Annotated in this window: 21 protein-coding genes and 2 pseudogenes; 14 read left to right on the top strand and 9 right to left on the bottom strand. The window is 60.3% G+C overall.

Going from position 1 to position 21,360, the window contains the following annotated elements; translation table 11 throughout:
• Positions 1–952: 952 nt before the first annotated feature.
• The 3 genes from AC0L2R_RS31765 to AC0L2R_RS31755 all read right to left on the bottom strand — a co-directional run bounded on the left by AC0L2R_RS31765 (position 953) and on the right by AC0L2R_RS31755 (position 2,151).
• Entirely contained in the window at positions 953–1,129 is a 177-nt protein-coding gene (locus AC0L2R_RS31765; RefSeq protein WP_352966219.1) for a hypothetical protein, read from the bottom strand.
• A gap of 79 nt (positions 1,130–1,208) precedes the next feature.
• Positions 1,209–1,760, bottom strand: coding sequence for a response regulator (locus tag AC0L2R_RS31760; protein ID WP_473513627.1), 552 nt, complete (start codon positions 1,758–1,760; stop codon positions 1,209–1,211).
• A gap of 211 nt (positions 1,761–1,971) precedes the next feature.
• Positions 1,972–2,151 carry a DUF3606 domain-containing protein gene (locus AC0L2R_RS31755; protein WP_473513626.1) on the bottom strand — a complete coding sequence of 60 codons (180 nt, stop codon included), beginning with the start codon at positions 2,149–2,151 and terminating at the stop codon, positions 1,972–1,974.
• Between the two features lie 441 nt (positions 2,152–2,592).
• On the opposite strand from AC0L2R_RS31755, the gene AC0L2R_RS31750 reads away from it, so the two are divergent.
• The 3 genes from AC0L2R_RS31750 to AC0L2R_RS31740 all read left to right on the top strand — a co-directional run bounded on the left by AC0L2R_RS31750 (position 2,593) and on the right by AC0L2R_RS31740 (position 4,236).
• Positions 2,593–3,087, top strand: coding sequence for a DUF2243 domain-containing protein (locus AC0L2R_RS31750; protein ID WP_473513624.1), 495 nt, complete (start codon positions 2,593–2,595; stop codon positions 3,085–3,087).
• A gap of 157 nt (positions 3,088–3,244) precedes the next feature.
• Positions 3,245–3,985, top strand: a complete 741-nt coding sequence (locus AC0L2R_RS31745) for a Crp/Fnr family transcriptional regulator (RefSeq protein ID WP_473513623.1) — start codon at positions 3,245–3,247, stop codon at positions 3,983–3,985.
• On the top strand, positions 3,985–4,236 hold the full coding sequence (locus tag AC0L2R_RS31740; protein ID WP_473513621.1) for a DUF6894 family protein: 252 nt from the start codon (positions 3,985–3,987) through the stop codon (positions 4,234–4,236). The genes AC0L2R_RS31745 and AC0L2R_RS31740 overlap by 1 nt, the downstream gene beginning before the upstream one ends.
• A 102-nt stretch (positions 4,237–4,338) precedes the next feature.
• On the opposite strand, the gene AC0L2R_RS31735 is transcribed toward AC0L2R_RS31740, so the two are convergent.
• The 3 genes from AC0L2R_RS31735 to AC0L2R_RS31725 all read right to left on the bottom strand — a co-directional run bounded on the left by AC0L2R_RS31735 (position 4,339) and on the right by AC0L2R_RS31725 (position 5,659).
• Positions 4,339–4,578 carry a hypothetical protein gene (locus AC0L2R_RS31735; RefSeq protein WP_473494795.1) on the bottom strand — a complete coding sequence of 80 codons (240 nt, stop codon included), beginning with the start codon at positions 4,576–4,578 and terminating at the stop codon, positions 4,339–4,341.
• On the bottom strand, positions 4,547–4,765 hold the full coding sequence (locus AC0L2R_RS31730) for a hypothetical protein (RefSeq protein ID WP_065008840.1): 219 nt from the start codon (positions 4,763–4,765) through the stop codon (positions 4,547–4,549). The genes AC0L2R_RS31735 and AC0L2R_RS31730 overlap by 32 nt, the downstream gene beginning before the upstream one ends.
• 219 nt (positions 4,766–4,984) lie before the next feature.
• On the bottom strand, positions 4,985–5,659 hold the full coding sequence (locus AC0L2R_RS31725) for a Crp/Fnr family transcriptional regulator (protein WP_473513645.1): 675 nt from the start codon (positions 5,657–5,659) through the stop codon (positions 4,985–4,987).
• A 1,910-nt stretch (positions 5,660–7,569) separates the two neighbouring features.
• Here AC0L2R_RS31725 and AC0L2R_RS31720 point away from each other — a divergent pair.
• The gene (locus AC0L2R_RS31720; protein ID WP_473513620.1) at positions 7,570–8,502 is read left to right on the top strand and encodes an alpha/beta fold hydrolase; all 933 of its coding nucleotides are present in this window, start codon (positions 7,570–7,572) and stop codon (positions 8,500–8,502) included.
• A 1-nt stretch (position 8,503) separates the two neighbouring features.
• Here the strand turns inward: AC0L2R_RS31720 and AC0L2R_RS31715 are convergent, their stop codons facing one another.
• On the bottom strand, positions 8,504–8,845 hold the full coding sequence (locus AC0L2R_RS31715; protein WP_065008838.1) for an acetyl-coenzyme A synthetase N-terminal domain-containing protein: 342 nt from the start codon (positions 8,843–8,845) through the stop codon (positions 8,504–8,506).
• Between the two features lie 604 nt (positions 8,846–9,449).
• Here AC0L2R_RS31715 and AC0L2R_RS31710 point away from each other — a divergent pair.
• Together AC0L2R_RS31710 and AC0L2R_RS31705 are read left to right on the top strand one after the other, a co-directional pair.
• Positions 9,450–10,082: an alpha/beta fold hydrolase gene (locus AC0L2R_RS31710; RefSeq protein ID WP_473513618.1), complete on the top strand. Its 633-nt coding sequence runs from the start codon at positions 9,450–9,452 to the stop codon at positions 10,080–10,082.
• Positions 10,082–10,393, top strand: a complete 312-nt coding sequence (locus tag AC0L2R_RS31705) for an alpha/beta fold hydrolase (RefSeq protein WP_473513616.1) — start codon at positions 10,082–10,084, stop codon at positions 10,391–10,393. The genes AC0L2R_RS31710 and AC0L2R_RS31705 overlap by 1 nt, the downstream gene beginning before the upstream one ends.
• A gap of 27 nt (positions 10,394–10,420) precedes the next feature.
• On the opposite strand, the gene AC0L2R_RS31700 is transcribed toward AC0L2R_RS31705, so the two are convergent.
• Positions 10,421–10,909 carry an Lrp/AsnC family transcriptional regulator gene (locus AC0L2R_RS31700; RefSeq protein WP_432430957.1) on the bottom strand — a complete coding sequence of 163 codons (489 nt, stop codon included), beginning with the start codon at positions 10,907–10,909 and terminating at the stop codon, positions 10,421–10,423.
• 127 nt (positions 10,910–11,036) lie between these two features.
• On the opposite strand from AC0L2R_RS31700, the gene AC0L2R_RS31695 reads away from it, so the two are divergent.
• Positions 11,037–12,056 carry a 1-aminocyclopropane-1-carboxylate deaminase gene (locus AC0L2R_RS31695; RefSeq protein WP_473513614.1) on the top strand — a complete coding sequence of 340 codons (1,020 nt, stop codon included), beginning with the start codon at positions 11,037–11,039 and terminating at the stop codon, positions 12,054–12,056.
• Positions 12,057–12,108: 52 nt separating this feature from the next.
• Positions 12,109–14,505 carry a transketolase gene (locus AC0L2R_RS31690; RefSeq protein WP_473513612.1) on the top strand — a complete coding sequence of 799 codons (2,397 nt, stop codon included), beginning with the start codon at positions 12,109–12,111 and terminating at the stop codon, positions 14,503–14,505.
• A gap of 43 nt (positions 14,506–14,548) precedes the next feature.
• Here AC0L2R_RS31690 and AC0L2R_RS31685 read toward each other — a convergent pair whose 3' ends face one another.
• Positions 14,549–14,731: a hypothetical protein gene (locus AC0L2R_RS31685; RefSeq protein ID WP_141246630.1), complete on the bottom strand. Its 183-nt coding sequence runs from the start codon at positions 14,729–14,731 to the stop codon at positions 14,549–14,551.
• A gap of 156 nt (positions 14,732–14,887) precedes the next feature.
• On the opposite strand from AC0L2R_RS31685, the pseudogene AC0L2R_RS31680 reads away from it, so the two are divergent.
• The 6 genes and pseudogenes from AC0L2R_RS31680 to AC0L2R_RS31655 form a co-directional block, all read left to right on the top strand.
• Positions 14,888–16,537 (top strand): annotated as a pseudogene (locus tag AC0L2R_RS31680) (acetoacetate--CoA ligase); the annotation flags it as partial.
• 100 nt (positions 16,538–16,637) lie between these two features.
• Positions 16,638–17,237: pseudogene (locus AC0L2R_RS31675) on the top strand (recombinase family protein); the annotation flags it as partial.
• Positions 17,238–17,809: 572 nt separating this feature from the next.
• Complete coding sequence (gene msuE / locus AC0L2R_RS31670; RefSeq protein WP_473513610.1) at positions 17,810–18,379, top strand: FMN reductase; 570 nt, start codon at positions 17,810–17,812, stop codon at positions 18,377–18,379.
• Between the two features lie 24 nt (positions 18,380–18,403).
• Positions 18,404–19,504 (top strand): dimethylsulfone monooxygenase SfnG, encoded by a 1,101-nt coding sequence (gene sfnG, locus AC0L2R_RS31665; RefSeq protein WP_473513608.1) that lies wholly within the window; start codon positions 18,404–18,406, stop codon positions 19,502–19,504.
• Positions 19,505–19,558: 54 nt separating this feature from the next.
• Positions 19,559–20,461 carry an ABC transporter ATP-binding protein gene (locus tag AC0L2R_RS31660; RefSeq protein ID WP_473513606.1) on the top strand — a complete coding sequence of 301 codons (903 nt, stop codon included), beginning with the start codon at positions 19,559–19,561 and terminating at the stop codon, positions 20,459–20,461.
• Complete coding sequence (locus AC0L2R_RS31655; RefSeq protein WP_473513604.1) at positions 20,461–21,357, top strand: branched-chain amino acid ABC transporter permease; 897 nt, start codon at positions 20,461–20,463, stop codon at positions 21,355–21,357. Before AC0L2R_RS31660 ends, AC0L2R_RS31655 begins: the two co-directional genes overlap by 1 nt.
• Positions 21,358–21,360 lie beyond the last annotated feature (3 nt).

Here is a 21,360-nt window from a genome sequence, read left to right as displayed (position 1 = left end):
ACTCTGTCCCGTTCCAGGCGTCCAGCGACGATCGTCGGGTGGAATCTGGATGCCTGGTGCGGCCGAACTCACGGCCAATTTGAAATCCCGCGTAAATGAACAGCCGCTGGGTTCGAACAGCGCGTAATAACCGATGATGGCAGGCGTCGAACGTGCGAACATTTTGGCGCGGCAAGCTTCCGTTCCTATAGGCGGGAAATTCAATCAATTGCAGGAATCGAGCGCTAGCTGTTCGCCCACCTCAGTGGACGCAGACAGTGGCCAACAGCACTGCAGGATCCATGTTGAAACACTCTCCAGATCGCTGCCGAATAGCTGGAGCCAAGCGTCCTGCGCGCGGTAGGCGAGAACTTCGCGCTGAGCTCGGCCGCTGAAATGCGAACGATGAACTCTGACGCCGATGCAGTGCGCCAAGCACGATCTGGGTGCTTTTGGTCTCAACGAGATTGCGATAGGCGGCAATACATGGGATCGCGGTTCTGGCGTCATTGCCTCATAGCGGTAGCAGCTCGTACATGAGCGCGGATGGCAGTGGCGTCTCTGATCTCCATTCGGAGTAGGGCGATCTCACCGCGCAAGACGACCATTCGCACCCGATGATGCGTAAGGCTGGCACGCAGAACCCGCGCTAGCTCGATCTCGTTAAATGGGTAAATTTCGCCCATGTAGCACGGCTTGTCGGGTATCTGCTAATTGGGTCTGTCAAAGGCGGCGCTCGTCAGCTTTGTTTTCATCGCGTCGCCTTCCGCCAGCGGCCGATCGCGCCCCGGCCTCGCTGCAAAACCACCGTTCACCTTTGCTCGAGGTAATCAGCGTCTCATTGTAATATTCTTGGCCTGGTACACGGTAGATATGCTCACCAGAGTTCACGCCGATGTTGCCTTTAAAGTTGCAACCTGAGCCGAGAAGGCTGACGCCCGTCGATGACTCGCGGACCGTCTGCAGGAAAGCCTTAAAGCTTCGGCCCTAGATCACGGCGCATGAGACGCGCTTCTCTCAGGATCGAGGCACGATCAAGTCCGATCAGCGATACAATGTCGCGTATTTGCTGCTCGGTGGCACCTGTTTCCTGCGCAAGTGAGCGTACATAGTCGTCTGTCAGGCGGGCCCGCCCTGCTTCTTCTGCCATCGGACAATGCCTTACGTTTGGGGCAGGAGTCCGATGGTCGCTCCCAAGCGTCAGCGCCCATTGTGTGTGGCTGGCGATCTCACACTGTACCGACTTGCCTAGATTTTATCCAGATGGAAGCGTGCTCGCCAGCCGCGGATGCCCTGGCCATCGAACTCGCCAAAGCTACGAGCACGGAATCGTCGGCAGGTTTCTCGACAAAAGTTCCGGCCTTGAAGGCCTCACCTCGGCCCTCGATGTCCGTGGCACTATAAATCACAAAGGGGATGTTGCGGGCCACCAGTTCTTCAGCAACCGAAGAGCTGACGCCGTCCTGCAAGAGCACGTCCAGTATAACGACGTCCGGCTCAACCAGGGCCAAAATTTGTCTTGCACGAACGCAACTCGGCTCTGAGGCTACCGCAAATCCGGCCTGTTTAAGGGACGCCTCAATGTCAACGACGATCATCGGCTCGTCCTCAACAATAAGTGCTAGAGGCTTTCTCATGTGCTCCTCCTTGCTGGGCAGGAGCACGATGTGCGCTGACACCACGGCAATCAGTTCATAAGCCTGTCCGGACCAGAGTGCATGCTCATTTGTTAAAGCGAGCGAAAACACATCGCGCCAAGAGACATGGAGCCAGGCTGTCATGCGATCGTCGACTGCATGCTGGATGCCGGACGGGTACGTCGGGAGATCATGCGCTCGCTCCGGCCGATCGCCGCCGACAACACGCCAAGGTCGAGGAGTGCAATGATCACTGCCGGGCCGGCCTATTTGAGTCACGACCGGTCTCAAAAGGCGTACACTTCACAGGTCGCCCACACTTCCGCGGCAAAGGGGCCGGAGATCGGGAACCCGACTATTCGTCTTTCTTCAACTCTTCAGCTTCGTGCTTCAGCCGCTGCCAGTCCGCGCCGTGCTTGCGAAGCAATGCCCGCGCCTGTTTGGGCGTCACATCTGTCACCTCCGCCAGGTGCTCAACTTCGAGTTCTGCACCCTTCTTAACTCGGCTCGTGTCGCTCGTCCTCTTGTGCGCCATCTGTTGCGTCCTCCTGACCCACGGTCAGTGCAACGGATGTTCAACGTTGTGGTTCCGCCCCTGTGGAACTAACTGCCGGCCGTGTAGTTTTACCGCCGAATGAGATCCCAAATGCTTCGGTTCTTAATCGGTCTTGGCGCGCTGTATGCGGCATTTCAAATCGGCCGGGAGTTTGGCCGCACAGACGCGGAGGTCATCCAGACTCCACCCGACGATCGTCGCACGACGCCTGGAAACGGGCAGAGTTCGGCGAGCGGAAATAGGGGTCTGGTAACTCCTCAAGCTTGCGCTATCTACGCGACATTGGCGCGATTACGCACTTATTCGGTTCTCGGCGATCGGCTTACATTAGCCAGAGTGAACGGAACGGGTTCCGCTGGGCCGCGGCAACGAAAGTTGGTCGTCGGCGTTGCGCTTGTTCGCCCGAGGAGGAAATAACTTGTGCCAAGCCTGGATGCGAAGCCCCGCCAGTTTCCCACGCTCGCAGGCATTCTGTTTGGCCTTGGTTTGGGCGGCTTTTTCGACGGCATCGTCTTTCATCAGCTGCTCCAGTGGCACCACATGCTAACCAGCGCCGGCTATCCCGCCGACAGCGTCGAAAACCTACGATTCAACACGCTCCTCGATGGCCTGTTCCACGCCGCCACCTATCTGTTCGTTGTGCTTGGGCTGCTCCTGCTCTGGCGCGCCGCGCATCAATCGCACCTTTGGTGGTCGGGAAAGATGCTGGTCGGCACAATGCTCATCGGATTTGGCTTGTTCAACCTCGTCGAAGGGCTGGTGGATCACCAGATCCTGGCCATCCACCATGTCAACGAGACCGTCCCGCGGGAGCAATGGATCTACTGGGATTTGGGTTTCCTGCTTTGGGGTGCGCTTATGTTGGTCGGCGGGTGGAGGCTGTGGAGGCAGGGCAGGCGTGCCTCGCGAGGCTAGTTGCGTTGAGGTGCCTGCCTAGTAGCGCGATCGCCGCGCAGATGCCAGATGCGCAGCTTCATCTCGGGCGTGTCCACCTCTTATCCGCATCAGCAGCGTGGAACATCTGAGGCGAATGCAAGTTCGGCCGGTAACACCCACGGAGGTAACCAAGTCCTTGTGTCCAGCTTTCTCCTCGGACGTGCTCATCCGCAAGCTGCGTGGCATCGCTGAGATCAGCGATGATGACGCCGCAGCCTTAGGAGGCCTCACGATTCAGGAGAAGGATGTTCCGGCTAACAGGGATATCCTCATAGAAGGCGATCGGCCAACCAACTCATTTGTCGTCTTGGACGGCGTAGTATGTTCATACAAGCACACAGGTGAGGGAAAGCGGCAGATCACCAGCTTCTTTGTCGCCGGCGATCTCCCGGATCTGCACGGCATCCATCTGGCAGTCATGGATTGCAGCTTCTCCAGCATGACGCCGGGCAGATTGGGGTTAATCCGCCACAGCGCTCTTCGCTCGATTTGCGAACAGCGCCCGCGCGTTGCAGCCGCGTTCTGGCGATCGACCCTGATTGACGCTGCAATCTACCGGGAATGGGTCACCAACGTCGGGAGACGGGACGCCTACGCTCGTATGGCCCACATGTTATGCGAACTCATTGTGCGGTTAAGGTTTGCTGGACGCATTGAGGACCACGTCGCGGATCTGCCGATCACCCAGGCAGCATTTGGTGATGCGGTGGGTTTGTCCGTGGTTCACGTGAACCGCACGCTTCAGGCGCTACGAGGCGACGGGCTGATCGCGATGTCAGGTACAAAGTTCCGTGCCGTCGATTGGCCGGGTTTGGTTCAGGCAGGGGACTTTGATCCGACTTACCTGCACCAGAAGGACCCGGACGTGGCATTCTAATGACGGAAGCCAATATGCCAAGGTATTTCTTTGATAGCGGCGATCGCCAGCATCTCGTGGAAGACAATACGGGTCTGGAATGCGAGGGGATTGAGGCAGCGCGCAATGCAGCCGTCGAAGGATTGACCGAGCTGGCAAAGGACGAACTGAAAGGTCTCGATGGGCAGCAACTCATCATGGATATCAGGGACGAGAGTGGCAGAAAGGTTCTGAGGCTTAGCCTGTCGCTGGTGATCGAACCGCTTGAGTAAATGCCGTCTCGCCGACATCCAACAAAGATGAACCTCGACGTCGCGGTTGAACATGCGGCGCACCAGCCGCTCGTAGCTGTGCAGTGAACGAGGACCGGGCTTTTAGCCGACCTCGCGGATCAAGGCGGTGCGGGCTTTGCCGAGCGATACGAACAGCCGATCTAAAAGGCCTTCGTCCACTTCGGAAGCCAGGCCGAACCGCCGGTCGTGCTCAACGATCCTGTCTTGGATCGACACGAGGATTTCATACCGAGCGACAAGGCTCGTCAGGACTTCCTGATGTTGGGAGGTCAACGCTTTTCTTTCCGCGCTACAATCGGGCATAGAGTCGAAGGCGTTCATAAAGAACTGCCGTCTCGTCAAATTCGCCATCTGAGAAGAGTTCCATTGCGCTAACGCTCAGGCGCTCCGCCTGCTCGCTACCGACGGGAATACCTTCCTCAACGCAAACACGATCAAAGACCTGCTTCAACAAAGTCAGGTCACTAGGAAAGGCAATGCCACTCTTTGCAGACTTAAGGCCGACCATATGCCTTTCCTCTCATTGGGGCGGAATCGCGTTAGTCGCTAACCGCGGGCGGTACCCGAGAGTGATTAGCGCCGATCGGAAGAGGGTAAGGCAATGGGCGCATAGAGTCTTGAAAAACGTTTGTACGTTTTTATCAAATGCCGTGGCTCTTAGAAACCAAGTGCGACCTTCCGATGTCTCGGCATACAGGAGACGGCCGCCGTGACCGTTGCCCTGAGATCATGTGGATGCCGGATCACCGATCAAGCGGGCATACTCTGCCTCCGGCTGCCCATATGAGCCGTCTGCCAAGGCGATGAGCCCATCTCGGTCGCGGACAATAACCTCTCCACGATTTGACCTGATCAGGCCGCGGCCCTCCAGCAACTGAAGTGCCACGGTGACGCCCGGCCGTCGTACTCCCAACATGACTGACAGGAACTCATGGGTAACCGGCAGCCGGTCGCCTTCGATGCGGTCGTCGCACATGACCAGCCAACGTGCCAGCCGTTCTTCTATTTTCAAGCGCGCATTGACCAGGGCGGTGTAGCTCGCCTGGATATGCGCGTAATGCACATAGCGCAGCAGAAACAGCCGCAGCGTCGGGCTGTCGGAAAGCGCTTCATTGAATGGCTCGGCGTCCATGCTGAGAACCTCGGCCTCCACCTGAATGTAGCAGTCGTGCGGGGATCGATCGCTACCCATGATCAGCGCCGAGCCGGTCATGCCCTCGAAGCCGATGAGGCGAACCTCGGCATCAATCACCGGACGAAGCTTCGCCACCACCGAGCCGATTCCCGCCTCAAAGAAGTGGACGGCCTCGATCGCGGCGTTTGCGGTTTCGAGCTGAGTTCTCAGAGGCAGAAAGCTGCTTTGAAGGTGAGGCCTCAGCAATCGCAGGTCGGCCGGAGCCATGCGTCGCAGCAAATGATTTCTATATGCAGTTTCTGGGCGGCGAGTTGGCTGCGGGCGGGCGCGGTCCTTTGAAAGGACGAGGCCAATTTTTGAGGTGTTGGGGCTGCTCATAGCTCCCTCCCGAATTGGGGCGGAAGCACGATGCTCGCTCACAGCCAGCGATGCCCGTGAAATCTATCGCCGATAAGAGAAACCTACGCCGATCGGCGCGGAGAGTCGATGCTGTCTGACTGGTCGACACCGATGGCTTTCGTGGATGCCTCATGCTGCCGGGAAACGGCACGATAAACCTTTAACTGTCCAGGCAAGCAGTGCGACGCCGATGGCTAGGAAACCAGAACAACCGCCAACCCGGCCCAAGGCCTGTGTCTGCCAAAGCGGCCACTCGCTGAGAAGTCGCTTCATGCCGGCGAACGCACACGCCTGGTGTTCCGTGCGGGCAATAAAGCCCGCGCCCCTGGAGGGAGAGGACGCGGGCCGATCGGTGCATCGGGCCGATCTGCAGCCGTTCATTGGGAGGGAACAATAGCTGCACGTGCCGAACTTTCGTGTCGAGCATGTGTTCCTGAAGTAGGGCAAAAAACTTGCGAAAAATTAGGATCGCAACGTACAATACTCGCGAGGCCGGCACACACCGCGTCCGCAAAAGTAAGGAACCGTTACAGGGATTGCGCATTACAACCGTAGCGGTCGATCCCTCTCCAGGATATAGCCGCGAAGGTGCTCCTCAAAGGCCCGCTGCGGTCCCCTCCCGCGGCGGGCTTTCTTGTTGCCGATCGGGTGCCTCTTCGGTTTGCCACTATTGCAGCAGGACGATCGGATTTAGCCTTAAGTCGTTGCTCTCGCAACCGAGTCGCCTTCGCATCTCTTGCGCCGCGCTCAACCTGTGAATGCCCGTGCAGCATCCGTGGTGCGCTCCTGTCTGTCGTGTTTTTCTTTTTCCGTTACGCCTCTTCTTTCCCGCTGGTTTGTCCTCCGATCTGTCGGTACAGGCGCCTTTTGGCGAGCGGTTAGGCCGCACTTGCTGAGCCGGCGGATGGCGCATGTCGGAGGCCCTCGCTCTTGACAGCGCCTCCTGAAGCCGAGCTACCTGTTCGGGTGTGAGTGAGGAGCGGATGATGCGCCCTTTGAACCGGAGAGCCGGCGCACCGGAACTGCGCCCGCACCAAGCGCCGTGACCACGGCGGACAATCCGGGAAATCCGATTTGGTAGCCCCTTATCGAGGCTCTTCCCGCTGCATAGAACGGATGTCGGCCGCAAGATCGTTGCACTCTGCGCTCGCAGCATGCGAAGCAGCCTGCGCCAGGGCTTCGTTCCAGACTGCCCGTGCGACGCGATCCGTTTTGAGCAACTCCTGAACATCGACTGCACCGATCCGAAGCGGCACCCATCCGGGCGGATCCGCTCGCCGGAAAGGACTCCAGGCTTGCCTCGTAGACGGGATCGTCGACAAACTGCTCGCTATCTTTTCCTGCCATCTCGCATCCTCTTCTTGTGCGTTAGCTCAACAAGAGCCGGAGATTCCTCGCCTTATCTACGGGTGCGTTGCATCTGCTCGGATCGGCAATGGTGCGACCCGATTTCTATGCTGCGCGGTCATGGTTGGGATCCCTTTCGGTGCCAAACGTCTTAACCTGCGTCCCACTCAAAGTTCCCCTTTGAAAGCTCAGACGAGCGGAAAAACCAGCTGAACCTCTTCAGGGGGAACAACTGACGATCAGGTGGGTTAGGCTGCCGCCGAGAAATCGGAGCTATTCAATCGGAGAGCAAAGATGCACTTGGTAAGCGGCGCGCCGACATGCGCGGCAGTTCGGCAACAGCAAGGCATGTCGAGAGTGGTAACGTCTGTTCACATTGCGCGCGGTGGCCGCTAGTGGTCCGCGGCACTAATAAGGCAACAGCAGCCGCCATGCTGCTTGGCGCCGGGTTGGCTGGCCTTGCGTTGTACAACGGCGCGCGCGCCAAACGCGCGCTTTTCTCGCATCTGTCGGGGCGCTTCGTCGAGGCGGCAGGAGTACGCCTGCACGTCCTTGAGCAGGGCAGCGGGATGCCGTTGATCCTGCTGCACGGAAACGGCTCGTCGGCGGAGGATTTCAAGACCAGCGGCATCTTCGACGCGGCGGCTAGGAAATACCGGGTACTCGCCTTTGACCGGCCGGGCTTCGGCAGGAGCGCGCGGCCGCGAGGCAAATGGTGGACGGCGGCCGCGCAAGCCGATCTCATTCATGCCGCCGTCGCACAGCTTGGGATCGAAAGATATCTCGTTCTAGGACATTCCTGGGGTGCGTCGGTGGCTATCCAGCTGGCGCGCCTTCGTCCCGCCTCGGTCGCCGGCATCGTGCTTGTTTCCGGCTACTATCATCCACCGCCGCGCCTGGGCCTCGCACTGGCGGCGCTGCCGGCCTTGCCTGTCGCCGGTGGTGTTGTCCGCCACACTTTGCTGCCGCTGCTTGTGCGGCTTACCTGGCCGCTGGCCATGGCCAAGATATTCCGCCCCGGCATAATCTCTGCAGAGTATGCTTCATCGGCAAAGGACGTCGCCAGCCGGCCCTCGCAACTGCGCTCGATCGCTGCGGAGTCGGCATTGATGCTGGTCGCAGCACTGGCCGGCGGCCGCTCCGCCCGGTACAATGAGCTGTCGCTGCCCACCGGTATTGTTGCCGGCGCTGGCGACCGGCTGTTCGACGCCCAGGCCGAGGCTGTTCGACTGCAAGCCGAGATTCACGGTTCCTTTGCCGATATCATCCCGCAGGCCGGCCACATGGTCCACCACGCTGCACCGCAAGCTATTCTCGCCATGATTGACAAGGTCGCCGCTGCGGGCGGCGGGGACCCTGCATGATCTACTTCACCGCCGACACGCATTTCAGCCACCCGCGCGCGGACCACGCCGGCAAGATGCGCAGGAGGTTTTCGGCGAAGTTCAGGCTGGCGTCGGGGAAGAAGCGAGCGTGGAGCATAACATCGCCGTTGATGAGATCGCGTGGCCCGGGCTGTCCAATCACGCCGCAATAATCCCAGACGGCAGACCAGAAAGTGCCGCGTTCATCGATTGACCATTGATGAAACGCATCATGGTCGGGTAGATCAGCCTTGTAGGTACAGGTGCAGAATTCGCGAAACCTCGTGATTGCGCTCGTGCGAATCTCGTCTGTGCTGGGCTGAAATAAGGGTGAGTCGATCATCGACGAGTTCCTTTGAACCAAATGTTATGCGGCCGCGGTGTAGATAACAGGCCGATGCGTCGCAGGCGCCCAACACCACCAGATTTCGCCTTAGTGCCACTAGGTGCCTTCTCGGCGTTTAACCGAACAGATTAACGCCCGCGTCCCGCGGCTCGCCGCTTCCCACAGCTGATGCGCGACCATCTCCCTTGCAATCCTTCGGCCGATAATCCGCTTTGTCGGCTACCTCGAGGCGGCGCCCGGCGCGAACGGGGGTGCTGAAGGCGGCCGGACACCACCGCACTGAGCTGGGCCAGCTCTCATCGACCTCATGCTGATCGAGTAGCCTGCTCATCCATCGGGGCGCGCATCGCTTCGGCGAGTTCAAAACCCGCCGCGAACAATCTCATACTCCTGAATGATTCTTCCAATTTTTATTGGTTTTCTGCGCGATCAGAACATTCTTACGGCTCTATTAGCTCAATTCATAATATCCAGCAGTAAACAATGAAAGTACATTTCAGCCGCTGTTCGTTAATATCCATGCCATCCTGCGCCTTCGCGGCGGCAGGAGAGACGTCCGTGTGGTCAGATCGACGGGCTCAGTCGATGAAGGAGAAATGAAATGGACAAAGATGAAACCTCGAAGAAAGCTGCAATGACCCGACGCGAGGCGATGCTGGCCGGAGTAACTGCCTCCGCCGCGGTGCTGACCGCCAGCATAGCTGCGAACGCACAAGAAAAAGCCGCTGCGCCCAAGCTGGTTGGCAAATATCTGGCGGTCGAACCTGGTGTCGATCTCTACTACGAAGAGGCAGGCGAAGGCCCTGCGATCGTCTTCGTGCCGGGCTGGACGTTAACCACCAGGGTCTTCGAGCATCAGTTCGCACATTTCGCCGCGACCAACCGGGTGATCTCATTCGACCCGCGCAGCCACGGCCGTTCGACCGTAACGCTGCAAGGCAACAACTATGCGACCCACGCACAGGATCTGGCTGCGCTGCTCGGTCAGTTGAAAGTTGAGAAACCCGTCCTCGTCGGCTGGTCCGCCGGCGCGCTGGCTGCATGGCACTATGTGAGAAACAACGGCACCGACAAGCTCGCCGGCTCGTCAACATCGACATGCCGCCGGTCGGCACGACGACCGAACCCGGCGTCTGGATCGAAGGCGGCTTCAAGGATCTCGCTGGCTTCTTTGGTGGCGTTCAATCTCAGAAGGGATTGCGTGACGTCATCGTGTGGTATGCCGACAACGTAATGATCCAGAAGGATCTCACGCCGGAAGTCACGGCATGGCTGCTCGAGCAGTCAAATGCAGTGCCGGCTCTGATCGCGGCGAACCTCATCGCCGATGTGTCCTTCGCCAACTACCTGGCCGAGGCCAACCTGGTGGACAGCAAGATCCCCTCGCTGCATGTCGCCGCTGAGCACTGGTCGGCGGTCGCCAAGCCGTTCATCGCCGCGAACTGCCCGAAGTCAACGTTCGAGTCATTCGGCGGCCACATGATGTTCTGGGAGTATCCCGAGAAATTCAACGCAATCCTGTCGAAGTTTGTGAAAAAGACCTGATCGGTCTCATCGTACCTCCTGGTCAAGTCAGAACGAAAGGCGGGCGTTCTCCTTGACCTCCTTCATGACGAAGAAGGTGCGCGTCTGCCGGACGCCCGGCAGCGCGATCAGCTTCTGGCCGTGCAGCTTGTTGAAGTCCGCCATGTCGCGGACTCTGATCTTCAGGAGGTAGTCAAAATCGCCAGCGACGAGGTTGCAGTCCAGTACGTCCTTCATCTCGAGCACGGCGCCTTCGAAGGCGGCGAAACTCTCCGGCGTCGAGCGATCGAGCACCACGCCGACCATGACCAGAGCGCCGAGACCGACCGCCGCGGGCGCGATATCGGCGCGCACACCGGTGATGTAGCCGTCTTCGAAAAGTCGCTGCGTGCGCCGGTGGCAGGTGGCCGCGCTGACGTTGACGCGCGTCGCGAGCTCAGCATTCGTCAGACGGCCATCATTGTGCAGCGCGCGCAGGATTTTGACGTCGATACGGTCCAAAGCGCCTGAGAAAGAATCTTCCACTTTCAGGCCCATCGCTAAGGTGAACTTTCGGACAATCTATCATAGCGCTGGTAAATATGGAATACAGAAGCCAAATTTCGAGAGCACCTTCCGCGAAGAAATGTCTACAGTTTGCTCACAAATTCACGGAGACGAGCCGATGTCCCTTCTCGACAGATTCGATCGCTATCCTCTGACTTTCGGCGCCACGCCGATCGAGCATCTACCACGCTTGACAGCGGCGCTGGGCGGCAAGGTCGAGATATATGCCAAGCGCGAAGACTGCAACTCCGGTCTCGCCATGGGCGGCAACAAGTTGCGCAAGCTGGAATACATCGTGCCGGATGCCATCGAAACGGGAGCCGACACACTCGTGTCCATCGGCGGCGTGCAGTCGAATCATACCCGTATGGTGGCCGCGACCGCGGCGAAGATCGGCATGAAGTGCGTCGTTATCCAGGAGAAGTGGGTGCCCCACTACGACGCCGTCTACGACCGCGTCGGCAACATTCTGATGACCCGCCTGATGGGCGCTGACAGCCGCCTCGTCGACGACGGCTTTGACATCGGCATCCGCAAGAGCTGGGAAGACGCCATCCAGTCGGTGAAGGATGCCGGCGGCAAGCCCTATCCTATCCCGGCCGGCGCCTCTGTGCACAAATACGGCGCGCTGGGCTATGTCGGTTTCGCCGAGGAAGTGGCCGAGCAGGAAAAGGAACTCGGCATCAAGTTCGACTACATCGTCGTATGCGTCGTCACCGGCTCGACCCAGGGCGGCATGATTGTCGGCTTCGCCGCGCAGGACAGGGCCGACCGCGTCATCGGCATCGATGCGTCGGGCACGCTTGATCAGACCCGCGCGCAGGTTCGCTCGATCGTCGACAAAACGGCTGACCTGATCAGTCTCGGCCGCAAGGTCCGGGAAGACGAGATCGTCATCAACCCCGACTATGCCTATCCGGCCTATGGCGTGCCGTCCGAAGAGACTAACGAGGCGATCCGGCTTGCCGCGCGCACCGAGGCGATGATCACCGACCCGGTCTATGAGGGCAAATCGATGCAGGGCATGATCGATCTCACCCGCAAGGGCTTCTTCCCGGAGGGCTCGAAGGTGCTCTACGCGCATCTCGGCGGCGCCCCGGCGATCAACGGTTACAGCTATTATTACAAGGAAGGCTGACCCCCGCCCTGGGAATCGCCCAACCGGTATCGCAGTTGGCATCGGAGTACAGATGACATTTTCTCATCGACAGCACCTCAAGACCATCGAGCAGCGGCTTCTGTGGCTGTCGCATTGGATGATCCACAACGCCAATCATATCCGCCCCAAGGTGGATGGCATCAAGATCGGCGGCCATCAGGCGAGTTCGGCCTCGATGGTGTCGATCATGACGGCGCTCTACTTCTCAGCACTCAAGCCTGATGACCGCGTCGCGGTGAAGCCGCATGCATCGCCGATCTTCCATGCGATCCACTATCTGATGGGCAACCAGACGCGGGAGAAGATGGAGAACTTCCGCGGCTATGGCGGCGTTCAGAGCTATCCGAGCCGGACCAAGGACATTGACGATGTCGATTTCTCCACCGGCTCGGTCGGGCTCGGGGTCGGCATCACGGCGCTGGCCTCCATCGTGCAGGACTTCGTGAAGGCGAAAGAGTGGGGCGCGGACTTAAAGCTCGGCCGCATGGTCTCGCTGATGGGCGATGCCGAACTGGACGAAGGCAACATCTACGAGACGCTGCAGGAAGGCTGGAAGAACGACCTGCGTAATTGCTGGTGGATCATCGACTATAACCGCCAGTCACTCGACGGCATTGTGCGCGAAGGCCTGTTCGAGCGCATCGAGAAGATTTTCGACGCCTTCGGCTGGGATGTCGTGAGGGTAAAATACGGTGCCTTGCAAAGCGCGGCGTTCGACGAGCCGGGCGGAAACAAACTGCGCGACTGGATCGACCGCTGTCCCAACCAGGAATACGCAGCGCTGACCTTCATGGGTGGCGCCATCTGGCGCAAGCGCCTAATGGACGACCTCGGCGACCAGGGCGACGTGTCGGCGCTCATCGATCACCGCAGCGACGCCGAACTCGCCGCGCTGATGGAAAACCTCGGCGGAAACTGCGTGGAGAGCATGGCCGACGTGTTCGCCTCAATCGACCACGACCGGCCGACCTGTTTCCTGGCCTACACCATCAAGGGCTGGGGTACGCCTATCGCCGGTCACAAGGACAATCACGGCGGTCTAATGAACAACAAGCAGTTCGCTGACTGGCAAGCCCATATGGGCATCGCCCCGGGCCAGGAATGGGAGCCATTCGCCGGCGTCAAGGATGTCGCCGGGCTGAAATCCTTCCTGGCCGACGTTCCGTTCTTCTCGAAACGACGCCGCCGCTATGACGACGCCCGTCTCGACGTGCCGTTGATCGAAGTCGACACGTCGCGCGAAGTGTCCACTCAGACCGCCTTTGGCAAGATCCTCGACGACCTCGCCAAGGGAAAGAGCGTGCTGGCCGAACGCATTATGACGACGTCGCCAGACGTGACCGGCACGACGAGCCTCGGGCCATGGGTCAATCGGCGCAAGCTGTTCGCACGCCAAGCAATGGCCGACGCCTTCATCGAGCATCGCATTCCTTCGACCGCAAAATGGGAATTCAAGCCGACGGGCCAGCATGTCGAGCTCGGCATCGCCGAGATGAACTTGTTCCTGCTGCTCGGCGCCGCCGGCCTCAGCCATTCCCTCTTCGGCAAACGACTGATCCCCATCGGCACGGTTTACGACCCGTTCGTGTGCCGTGGTCTAGATGCTCTCAACTATGCCTGCTACCAGGATGCGCGTTTCATTATCGTTGGGACGCCTTCCGGCGTGACGCTGGCACCAGAAGGCGGCGCGCACCAATCCATCGGCACGCCGCTTATCGGCATGAGCCAGGACGGCCTTGCCGCCTTCGAGCCGGCCTTCGCCGACGAGCTTGCCGTCATCATGGAATGGGCCTTTGACTATCTGCAGCGCGACGGTGAAGGCAACCGCGATGAGCGCACCTGGTTGCGCGACGAGACCGGCGGCTCCGTCTATCTGCGGCTGACCACCAAGCCGTTGGAGCAGCCGGTGAAACGCGTCGACGATGCGTTCCGTCAGGGTGCAGTCGATGGCGCTTACTGGCTGCGCAAGCCAGGGCCGAACTGCTCAGTCGTCATCGCCTACCAGGGTGCGGTTGCCGATGAGGCCATCGCCGCCGCCGGCATGATCGGCGAGACGAGGCGCGACATCGGGGTGCTGGCGGTGACATCGGCTGACCGGCTCAACGCCGGCTGGACCGCTGCGCAGCGCGAGCGGGCGCGCGGCAATGCCAATGCGAAGAGCCATATCGAGACGCTGCTCGACCCGCTCCCAGGCAATTGCGCAATCGTCACCGTCATTGACGGCCACCCGGCGACACTGTCATGGCTTGGCGCTGTCGTCGGCCGCAAGACGATCCCACATGGCGTGGAGCATTTTGGCCAGACAGGCACGATCGGCGACCTCTATAGCCACTTTCGCATCGATCGCAACGCGATCATCGCATCGGTCAATGCACTCACTGAGGGGCGACCAGCGAAATTTGATCCGTTGGTGCTGTCTTTTCCATAAAACTTTACAATGTCGAAAACGGCCTAGAGCTGCCGGTGCGGGGCTATCTGCTGTCCAGCATCATCGGCGTATCCAGCCAGATAATAAGGCAGGATCGGTGATGCGAGAAGCGGAACCACAGCGATTGCCGGTATGTTTGCCGGCCGTTGCCAACGAGCTTCTGTCGTCCTGGATCGGCCGGCACGCTGCCTTTCACGCGGTTCCACCACTCGTGATGCTTCGACATTGCTTGCCGGAGGTCTCCTCATTGCAAGCAACCGATCTCCATCTGAACGGTGATCAGGAAATCCGCCTCGCCAACATGTTCGCCACCGAGCCGGCCGTGGTGCGTCGAATGACCTCCACAAATGTCGCGCAATCATCGCATCGGCTCATCAAGCACGGTCCCCAAGACGCGCTGATCTTCCGTGGTGGTGAGGACAAGATGAGCTATCGCTGGAGCTGGGATCAGCTCCATTCCACCGTATCCAAGCTACAGCAAGCCTTCCGCGCGATGGGCATAGGCAAGGGCGACCGTATCTCGGCCATGATGCCGAACATGCCGGAGACAATCGCCTGCATGCTGGCCGCCGCCTCCGATTGGTGCCATCTGGTCGTCCTGCTCGCCCGATTTCGGCGAGCAGGGCGTGCTCGACCGCTTCGGCCAGATCGAGCCGGGGCTATTCATCACCTGCGATGCCTACTGGTACAACGGCAAGCTGCAGGACGTCTCCGACAAGGTCCGGAACGTCGCGCCCAAGCTCGGCTGCCCCGTCATGGTCGTGGGTTACGCCGGCGACGCCGAATCGCTGGCCGCATCGCTCGCCGATGGCCGCATGATGGATGCCGCGACCATTCCCTTCACCGCGAGGCCCGTGGAATACGAGCCGCTGACATTCGCCCACCCGCTTTATATCCTGTTCTCCTCGGGCACGACCGGAGTGCCGAAATGCATCGTTCATTCTGCTGGCGGCACGCTGCTGCAACACCTCAAGGAACACCGCTTCCATTCCGGCGTCGGCGATGGTGATCGCTTCTTCTAGTTCACGACCTGCGGCTGGATGATGAGGAATTGGCTGGCCTCGGGTCTGGCGAGCGGCGCCACGCTCGGCTCGCCCTTCGCGCCCTCGGGCAATATCCTGTGGGACTATGCAGCCGAGGAACGCTTCGCCATCTTCGGCACCTCGGCCAAGTATATCGATGCGGTGCGCAAGGGCGGCATCGAGCCGCTCAAGACACACGATCTCTCCGACTTGCGCCTGATCACCTCCACTGGCTCGCCGCTTTCGCCGGAAGGTTTTTCATTCGTCTATGAAGGCATCAAGCCGGACGTCCAGCTCGCCTCCATCTCCGGCGGCACCGACATCGTCTCCTGCTTCGTGCTCGGCAATCCGATCAAGCCGGTCTGGAAGGGCGAGATCCAGGGGCCGGGCCTCGGCCTCGCAGTCGACATCTGGGACGATGAAGCAAACCGGTCCGTGGCGAGAGGGGCGAACTGGTCTGCACCAAAGCCTTCCCCTCCATGCCAGTGGGTTTCTGGAACGACCCTGATGGCGCCAAATACCGCGGCTTATTTCGAGCGCTTCGACAATATCTGGTGCCAGGGCGATTTCGCCGAATGGACCGAACACGGCGGCCTGATCATCCCGGCCGCTCGGATGCGACCCTCAATCCCGGCGGCGTGCGCATCGGTACCGCCGAGATCTACAACCAGGTCGAACAGCCCGATGAAGTCGCCGAGGCCATCTGCATCGGCCAGGACTGGGACGACGACGTCCGGGTTATCCTCTTCGTCCGTTTGGAACCGGGCCTGACGCTCGACGCCGATCTCGCAAACAAGATCAAGACCAAGATCCGTATCGGTGCGTCACCGGGTCATGTACCGGCCAAAGTGATCCAGGTCGCCGACATTCCGCGCACCAAGTACGGCAAGATCGTCGAGCTCGCCGTGCGCGAAGTCGTCCACGGCCGGTCGGTGAAGACCAAGGAGGCGCTGGCCAACCCGGAAGCGCTGGAGCTCTATTCCGGGCTGGAAGCACTCTGCAGTGATTAATAAGCGGTCTGGCGCAAACATCATGGCCACTCGAATGTATTTCGGCATCACGAAGCAAGTAACGACGGGGTTGTAGCAGCGGAGTGGCGCCCGCCTACGAATTCCGTTTCCTTATCAGAAGCAATCTCACTTTGCAGATTGCAAAGCCTATGCCCGCGTCTCGACCATCGGCCAGACGGTTTGACAACCAGATCTTGGAATCCCAGTCGGCGGGGCTTCCATGTCGAATCCCGTCGCATCGTCTCCGAAACCATCTCCGGCAGCACTGCCATTGCCCAGCGGTCAGGCTTCCGCCGCCTGATTGATCGTTTGGAGCATGGCGATGTTCTGGTCGTCACCAAGCTTGATCGTCTCGGTCGCAACGCGATTGAAGTCAGCACCACCGTCGCTCAGCTCGAGGAGATGGGCGTGAAGGTTCACTGCCTCGCACTTGGCCGCGTCGATCTGACAAGCTCAGCCGGTAAGATGACGATGAACGTCCTCAACGCTGTCGCCCAGTTCGAGCGGGATCTTCTCGTCGAACGCACCCAGACCGGCCTCGATCGCGCCAAGGCTGAAGAAAAAACACTCGGGCCGTCCCGTCCGCCTCAACGCAAAACAACGCGCCGCAGTGTTCGACGGACTTGCCAACGGAAAAGGCGTGTCAGCCCTTTGCCAGGGAATCCAAACTAGCAGGCAAACGATCATGCGGGTCAGGGACCTGTGCTTGTCGTTTCGCCCTCCCACAAACGACCCCAGGATCCGGAACTGCTGCTCGAGGTTTGGGAGCAGTTCAGAACGACGATCGTCTTCGTTACGCATGATATCGACGAAGCCTTGCTGCTTTCGGATCGAATGTCGTCATGCAGGCACAGCCAGGTCGCATCCACGAAGAAATCACTGTGGCCTTCGAGAGGCCGAGGACCACGGACATCATCGCGTTCCGCGAGTTCTTGCGTTTGAAGCAACGTTTCCTACAGCTGCTTCGTAGCGACAGGCGGGGGGATACCCTGGCCAGGCTGTCGCCGCTTGGTGATTTGAGCTGTGCTTCGCGGATTCCCCTTCTCGGCTAAATTTCCAACTGCGAGTGCGCCGCCGCTGATCCGGCGTGCGTTTGGCGCCGCATCCCGCTCCTAAACCGTCAACCCTTTGCCATGCGGCTAACGCGCCGTTTTTCCCACTGACGTGAAAACATCAGAATAAAGTACCTTATCTCTACAGATTTTATAGAATATCGTTTGCCTTGATTTGGTGCTGGCCTAGCGCGCATGCAAAGTGTGGGAGATTGATGACTTGGCACGATTATCGGTTCTCGGAATATCGGGCGGCGTAAGCACGCCTTCCCGCACTACGGCGGTGGTGAATGCGCTGGTCAAGGCGGTCGCGTTGCGTGTGCCTGCAGACACCGGTCTGATCGAGATCACGGAGGCAGCACCCTCGCTATTCGCCGGGCTATCGCGCGGCGCACTTGGCGCATCCGGCGAAGCGATCATCCAGCGCGTCGAGAAGGCCGATTTGCTCGTGGTCGGAACGCCTGTTTATAGGGCTTCCTACACCGGCGCCCTAAAGCATCTGTTCGACCTCGTCGACTATCGTGCGCTGACCGGCAAGACCGTGCTTCTCGCGGCGACCGGCGGCAGCCCATATCATGGCCTGGTGCTCGAACATCAGCTCCGGCCATTGTTCGGCTTTTTCGGTGCCGTCACCGTCCCGACCGGCGTCTACGGCGCGCCCGACGATTTCATCCATGCCGAAATCGTCGGCGCCGCGATCACCGAGCGCATTTCACGCGCCGCTACTGAAGCGGTTTCCTTGCTCAATTCCAGTCATGCAAACGCTGCCGTCGCCACGCGCGTCGGCTGAGCCAATCAAAGGGGAAACGACGACATGACCTCGCATTCCGACAGCCTCAAATTCGCCTACTGGGTGCCGAATGTCTCCGGCGGACTGGTCATCTCCAATATCGAGCAGCGGACAGGCTGGGATATCGATTACAACCGCAAGCTTGCCCAAATCGCCGAGGCCAACGGCTTCGATTACGCGCTGAGCCAGATCCGCTTCACGGCCGGCTATGGGGCCGACAACCAGCACGAATCGGTGTCGTTCAGCCACGCCTTGCTCGCCGCCACCACAACGCTGAAGGTCATCGCAGCGATCCTGCCCGGCCCGTGGAACCCTGCGCTGGCGGCCAAGCAGATCGCTACCATCAACCACCTGACCAATGGCCGCGTCTCCGTCAATGTGGTGAGCGGCTGGTTCCGTGGCGAGTTCGCCGCGATTGGCGAACTCTGGCTCGACCATGACGAGCGCTATCGCCGGTCAGAAGAATTTATCCGAGCGCTGCGTGGCATCTGGACGGAGGACAGTTTCACTCTGAAGGGGGATTTCTACCGCTTCACCAACTATTCGATGAAGCCCAAGCCGATCGAGCCCTTGCCCGAGATCTTCCAGGGCGGCTCGTCGCGCGCCGCGCGCGACATGGCTTCGCGGGTCTCCGACTGGTATTTCACCAACGGCAACACGCCGGAGGAGATCCGGAAGCAGGTCGACGACATCCGCGCCAAGGCGAAAGCAAATGGCCACAAGGTCAAGATCGGCGTCAATGCCTTCGCCATCGCGCGAGACAGCGAGCAGAGAGCGCGCGCAGTGCTCGACGAGATCATCGCCAAGGCCAATCCTGAGGCAGTCCAGGGTTTTGCCGATCAGGTCAAGAATGCCGGCAAGGCCTCGCCGGAAGGCGAAGGCAATTGGGCGAAATCCTCCTTCGAGGATCTGGTGCAATACAATGACGGTTTCCGCAGCGATCTCATCGGCACGCCGGAACAGATCGCTGAACGCATCCTCAAGCTCAAAGACGCCGGCGCCGACCTGATCCTGCTCGGCTTCCTGCATTTCCAGGAAGAGGTCGAGTTCTTCGGCAAGCGCGTCATTCCGCTGGTGCGCGAACTGGAAGCGGCTCGCGACAGGGAGCTTGTCGCCGCGGAATAGGTCAGGCGCGGCCCTTGGGCCGCTGCCAGCTCTCCTTCAAATCAGGGACGTTTCATGATTGGTGCTTCGCTGGGAGCCGCCGCATACGAGCGCGCCCCCGAAATTTCCGCCATCCTCGCGGTGACAAACCCCGTCGGCGACAGGCGTCCGGCATGCCTCTCGTCACGGCCGGATGCGGTTCTCGCACTGAGCGGGATCGGCATATCCTTTGGCGGCGTCAAGGCGCTGAGCGACATTGATCTCCAGGTCAAAGGCGGTGAGATCCGTGCCATGATCGGCCCCAACGGCGCCGGCAAGTCGTCGCTGATCAACATCATCAGCGGCCTCTATCACGCCGACCACGGCACGATCGCGATTGACGGCCAGTCCATCTCCCGGGTGCCGGCGAGCCGCCTGGCACGCCTCGGTGTCGCCCGCACCTTCCAGAACCTGGCGCTGTTTTCCGGTCTTTCGGTTCGCGACAACATCGCTTCGGGCCGCGTCCACACCAGACGCGCCAACTTCGTCGAGCATATTGCCGGTCTGCCACGCGCCCGGCTTGAAGATGCGGGAATCGCCGAAAAGGTCGATCAGACAATCGCGTTCCTGCATCTCGAGGCCGTTGCCGATCGTCTGGTCGCGACGCTGCCCTACGGCCTGCAGAAGCGGGTCGAGCTGGCACGAGCGCTGGTCGCCGAGCCCAAGATCCTGCTGCTTGACGAGCCGATGGCCGGCATGACGGCGACAGAGAAGGCCGAGATGGCCGGGTTTGTGCGCGCCGCGCGCGACCGACACGGCGTCACCATCATCCTGATCGAGCACGATATCGGCGTGGTCATGGGGCTCTCCGACCGGGTCGCCGTGCTCGACTACGGCCGCAAGATCGCAGACGGGACGCCAGCCGAGGTCAGGGCCGATCCGGCAGTGATCCGGGCCTATATCGGCACCGCCGAGGGCGGGAATGGCGAGGACATCTAATGAGCTACCATGATTTCCTCTTCGTCATCGAAGTGCTGGTCGGCGGCCTGCTCTCTGGCGTCATGTATTCGCTTGTCGCCATCGGTTTCGTGCTGATCTACAAGACGTCGGGCGTGCTGAACTTCCCGCACGGGTCGATGGTGCTGTTCGCAGCGCTCACCTTTGTCAGCCTCGTCGAACGCGGCATCCCCTTCGCGCTTTCGCTGCTCATCACCTTCGCGGTCATGGTCGCGCTGGGCTTCACCATCGAGCGGACTGTGCTCAGGCCGCTGGTCAATCGCTCGCCGATGACGCTGTTCATGGCTACGCTTGGGCTGTCCTACATCATTGAGGGCGCTGCTCAGCTGATGTGGGGCACGCAGGTGCACGGGCTCGATCTCGGCATAGACGACACACCCTTTGAGGTCGGCGGCATCCTGATCTCGTCGTTTGACGTTCTCGCCGCGGGCATTGCCGCGGCGATGGTGGCGGGCTTGAGCGCATTTTTCTATTGGACCCGGATCGGGCTGGCGTTTCGCGCCGTCGCCGACGACCAGTTTGCGGCGCTCGCCGTCGGGCTGCGGCTGCCCCGGATATGGGGAACGGTGTGGACGGCCGCGGGGTTCGTGGCGCTGGTCGCGGGGCTGCTGTGGGGCGCTCGTCTCGGTGTCCAGTTCTCTCTGTCGCTGATCGTTTTGAAGGCGCTGCCGGTGCTGGTGCTTGGCGGCTTCGATTCCATTCTCGGCGCCATTGTCGGCGGCCTCATCATCGGCGCCAGCGAAAAGCTCGCAGAGGTCTATCTCGGTGCCTTCGTCGGCGGCGGCATCGAAGGCTGGTTCGCCTATGCGCTGGCGCTGGTGGTCCTGCTGGTGCGCCCCTCCGGCCTGTTCGGCCAGAAAACCGTCGAAAGGGTCTGACCG

This window comes from Mesorhizobium sp. WSM4820 (assembly GCF_055811075.1).
This window is presented reverse-complemented; position numbering and strand designations above follow the sequence as displayed.

What these genes read in the sequence shown, in the direction of transcription:
- AC0L2R_RS31755 (WP_473513626.1), bottom strand. Translation starts at nt 2,151, where the DNA reads ATGGCGCACAAGAGGACGAGCGACACGAGCCGAGTTAAGAAGGGTGCA.
- AC0L2R_RS31690 (WP_473513612.1), top strand. Translation starts at nt 12,109, where the DNA reads ATGACATTTTCTCATCGACAGCACCTCAAGACCATCGAGCAGCGGCTT.
- AC0L2R_RS31685 (WP_141246630.1), bottom strand. Translation starts at nt 14,731, where the DNA reads ATGTCGAAGCATCACGAGTGGTGGAACCGCGTGAAAGGCAGCGTGCCG.
- AC0L2R_RS31740 (WP_473513621.1), top strand. Translation starts at nt 3,985, where the DNA reads ATGACGGAAGCCAATATGCCAAGGTATTTCTTTGATAGCGGCGATCGC.
- sfnG (WP_473513608.1), top strand. Translation starts at nt 18,404, where the DNA reads ATGACCTCGCATTCCGACAGCCTCAAATTCGCCTACTGGGTGCCGAAT.
- AC0L2R_RS31760 (WP_473513627.1), bottom strand. Translation starts at nt 1,760, where the DNA reads ATGACAGCCTGGCTCCATGTCTCTTGGCGCGATGTGTTTTCGCTCGCT.
- AC0L2R_RS31730 (WP_065008840.1), bottom strand. Translation starts at nt 4,765, where the DNA reads ATGGTCGGCCTTAAGTCTGCAAAGAGTGGCATTGCCTTTCCTAGTGAC.
- AC0L2R_RS31695 (WP_473513614.1), top strand. Translation starts at nt 11,037, where the DNA reads ATGTCCCTTCTCGACAGATTCGATCGCTATCCTCTGACTTTCGGCGCC.
- AC0L2R_RS31710 (WP_473513618.1), top strand. Translation starts at nt 9,450, where the DNA reads ATGGACAAAGATGAAACCTCGAAGAAAGCTGCAATGACCCGACGCGAG.
- AC0L2R_RS31725 (WP_473513645.1), bottom strand. Translation starts at nt 5,659, where the DNA reads ATGGCTCCGGCCGACCTGCGATTGCTGAGGCCTCACCTTCAAAGCAGC.
- AC0L2R_RS31765 (WP_352966219.1), bottom strand. Translation starts at nt 1,129, where the DNA reads ATGGCAGAAGAAGCAGGGCGGGCCCGCCTGACAGACGACTATGTACGC.
- AC0L2R_RS31700 (WP_432430957.1), bottom strand. Translation starts at nt 10,909, where the DNA reads ATGGGCCTGAAAGTGGAAGATTCTTTCTCAGGCGCTTTGGACCGTATC.
- AC0L2R_RS31735 (WP_473494795.1), bottom strand. Translation starts at nt 4,578, where the DNA reads ATGAACGCCTTCGACTCTATGCCCGATTGTAGCGCGGAAAGAAAAGCG.
- AC0L2R_RS31715 (WP_065008838.1), bottom strand. Translation starts at nt 8,845, where the DNA reads ATGATCGACTCACCCTTATTTCAGCCCAGCACAGACGAGATTCGCACG.
- AC0L2R_RS31705 (WP_473513616.1), top strand. Translation starts at nt 10,082, where the DNA reads ATGATCCAGAAGGATCTCACGCCGGAAGTCACGGCATGGCTGCTCGAG.
- AC0L2R_RS31720 (WP_473513620.1), top strand. Translation starts at nt 7,570, where the DNA reads ATGCTGCTTGGCGCCGGGTTGGCTGGCCTTGCGTTGTACAACGGCGCG.
- AC0L2R_RS31655 (WP_473513604.1), top strand. Translation starts at nt 20,461, where the DNA reads ATGAGCTACCATGATTTCCTCTTCGTCATCGAAGTGCTGGTCGGCGGC.
- AC0L2R_RS31660 (WP_473513606.1), top strand. Translation starts at nt 19,559, where the DNA reads ATGATTGGTGCTTCGCTGGGAGCCGCCGCATACGAGCGCGCCCCCGAA.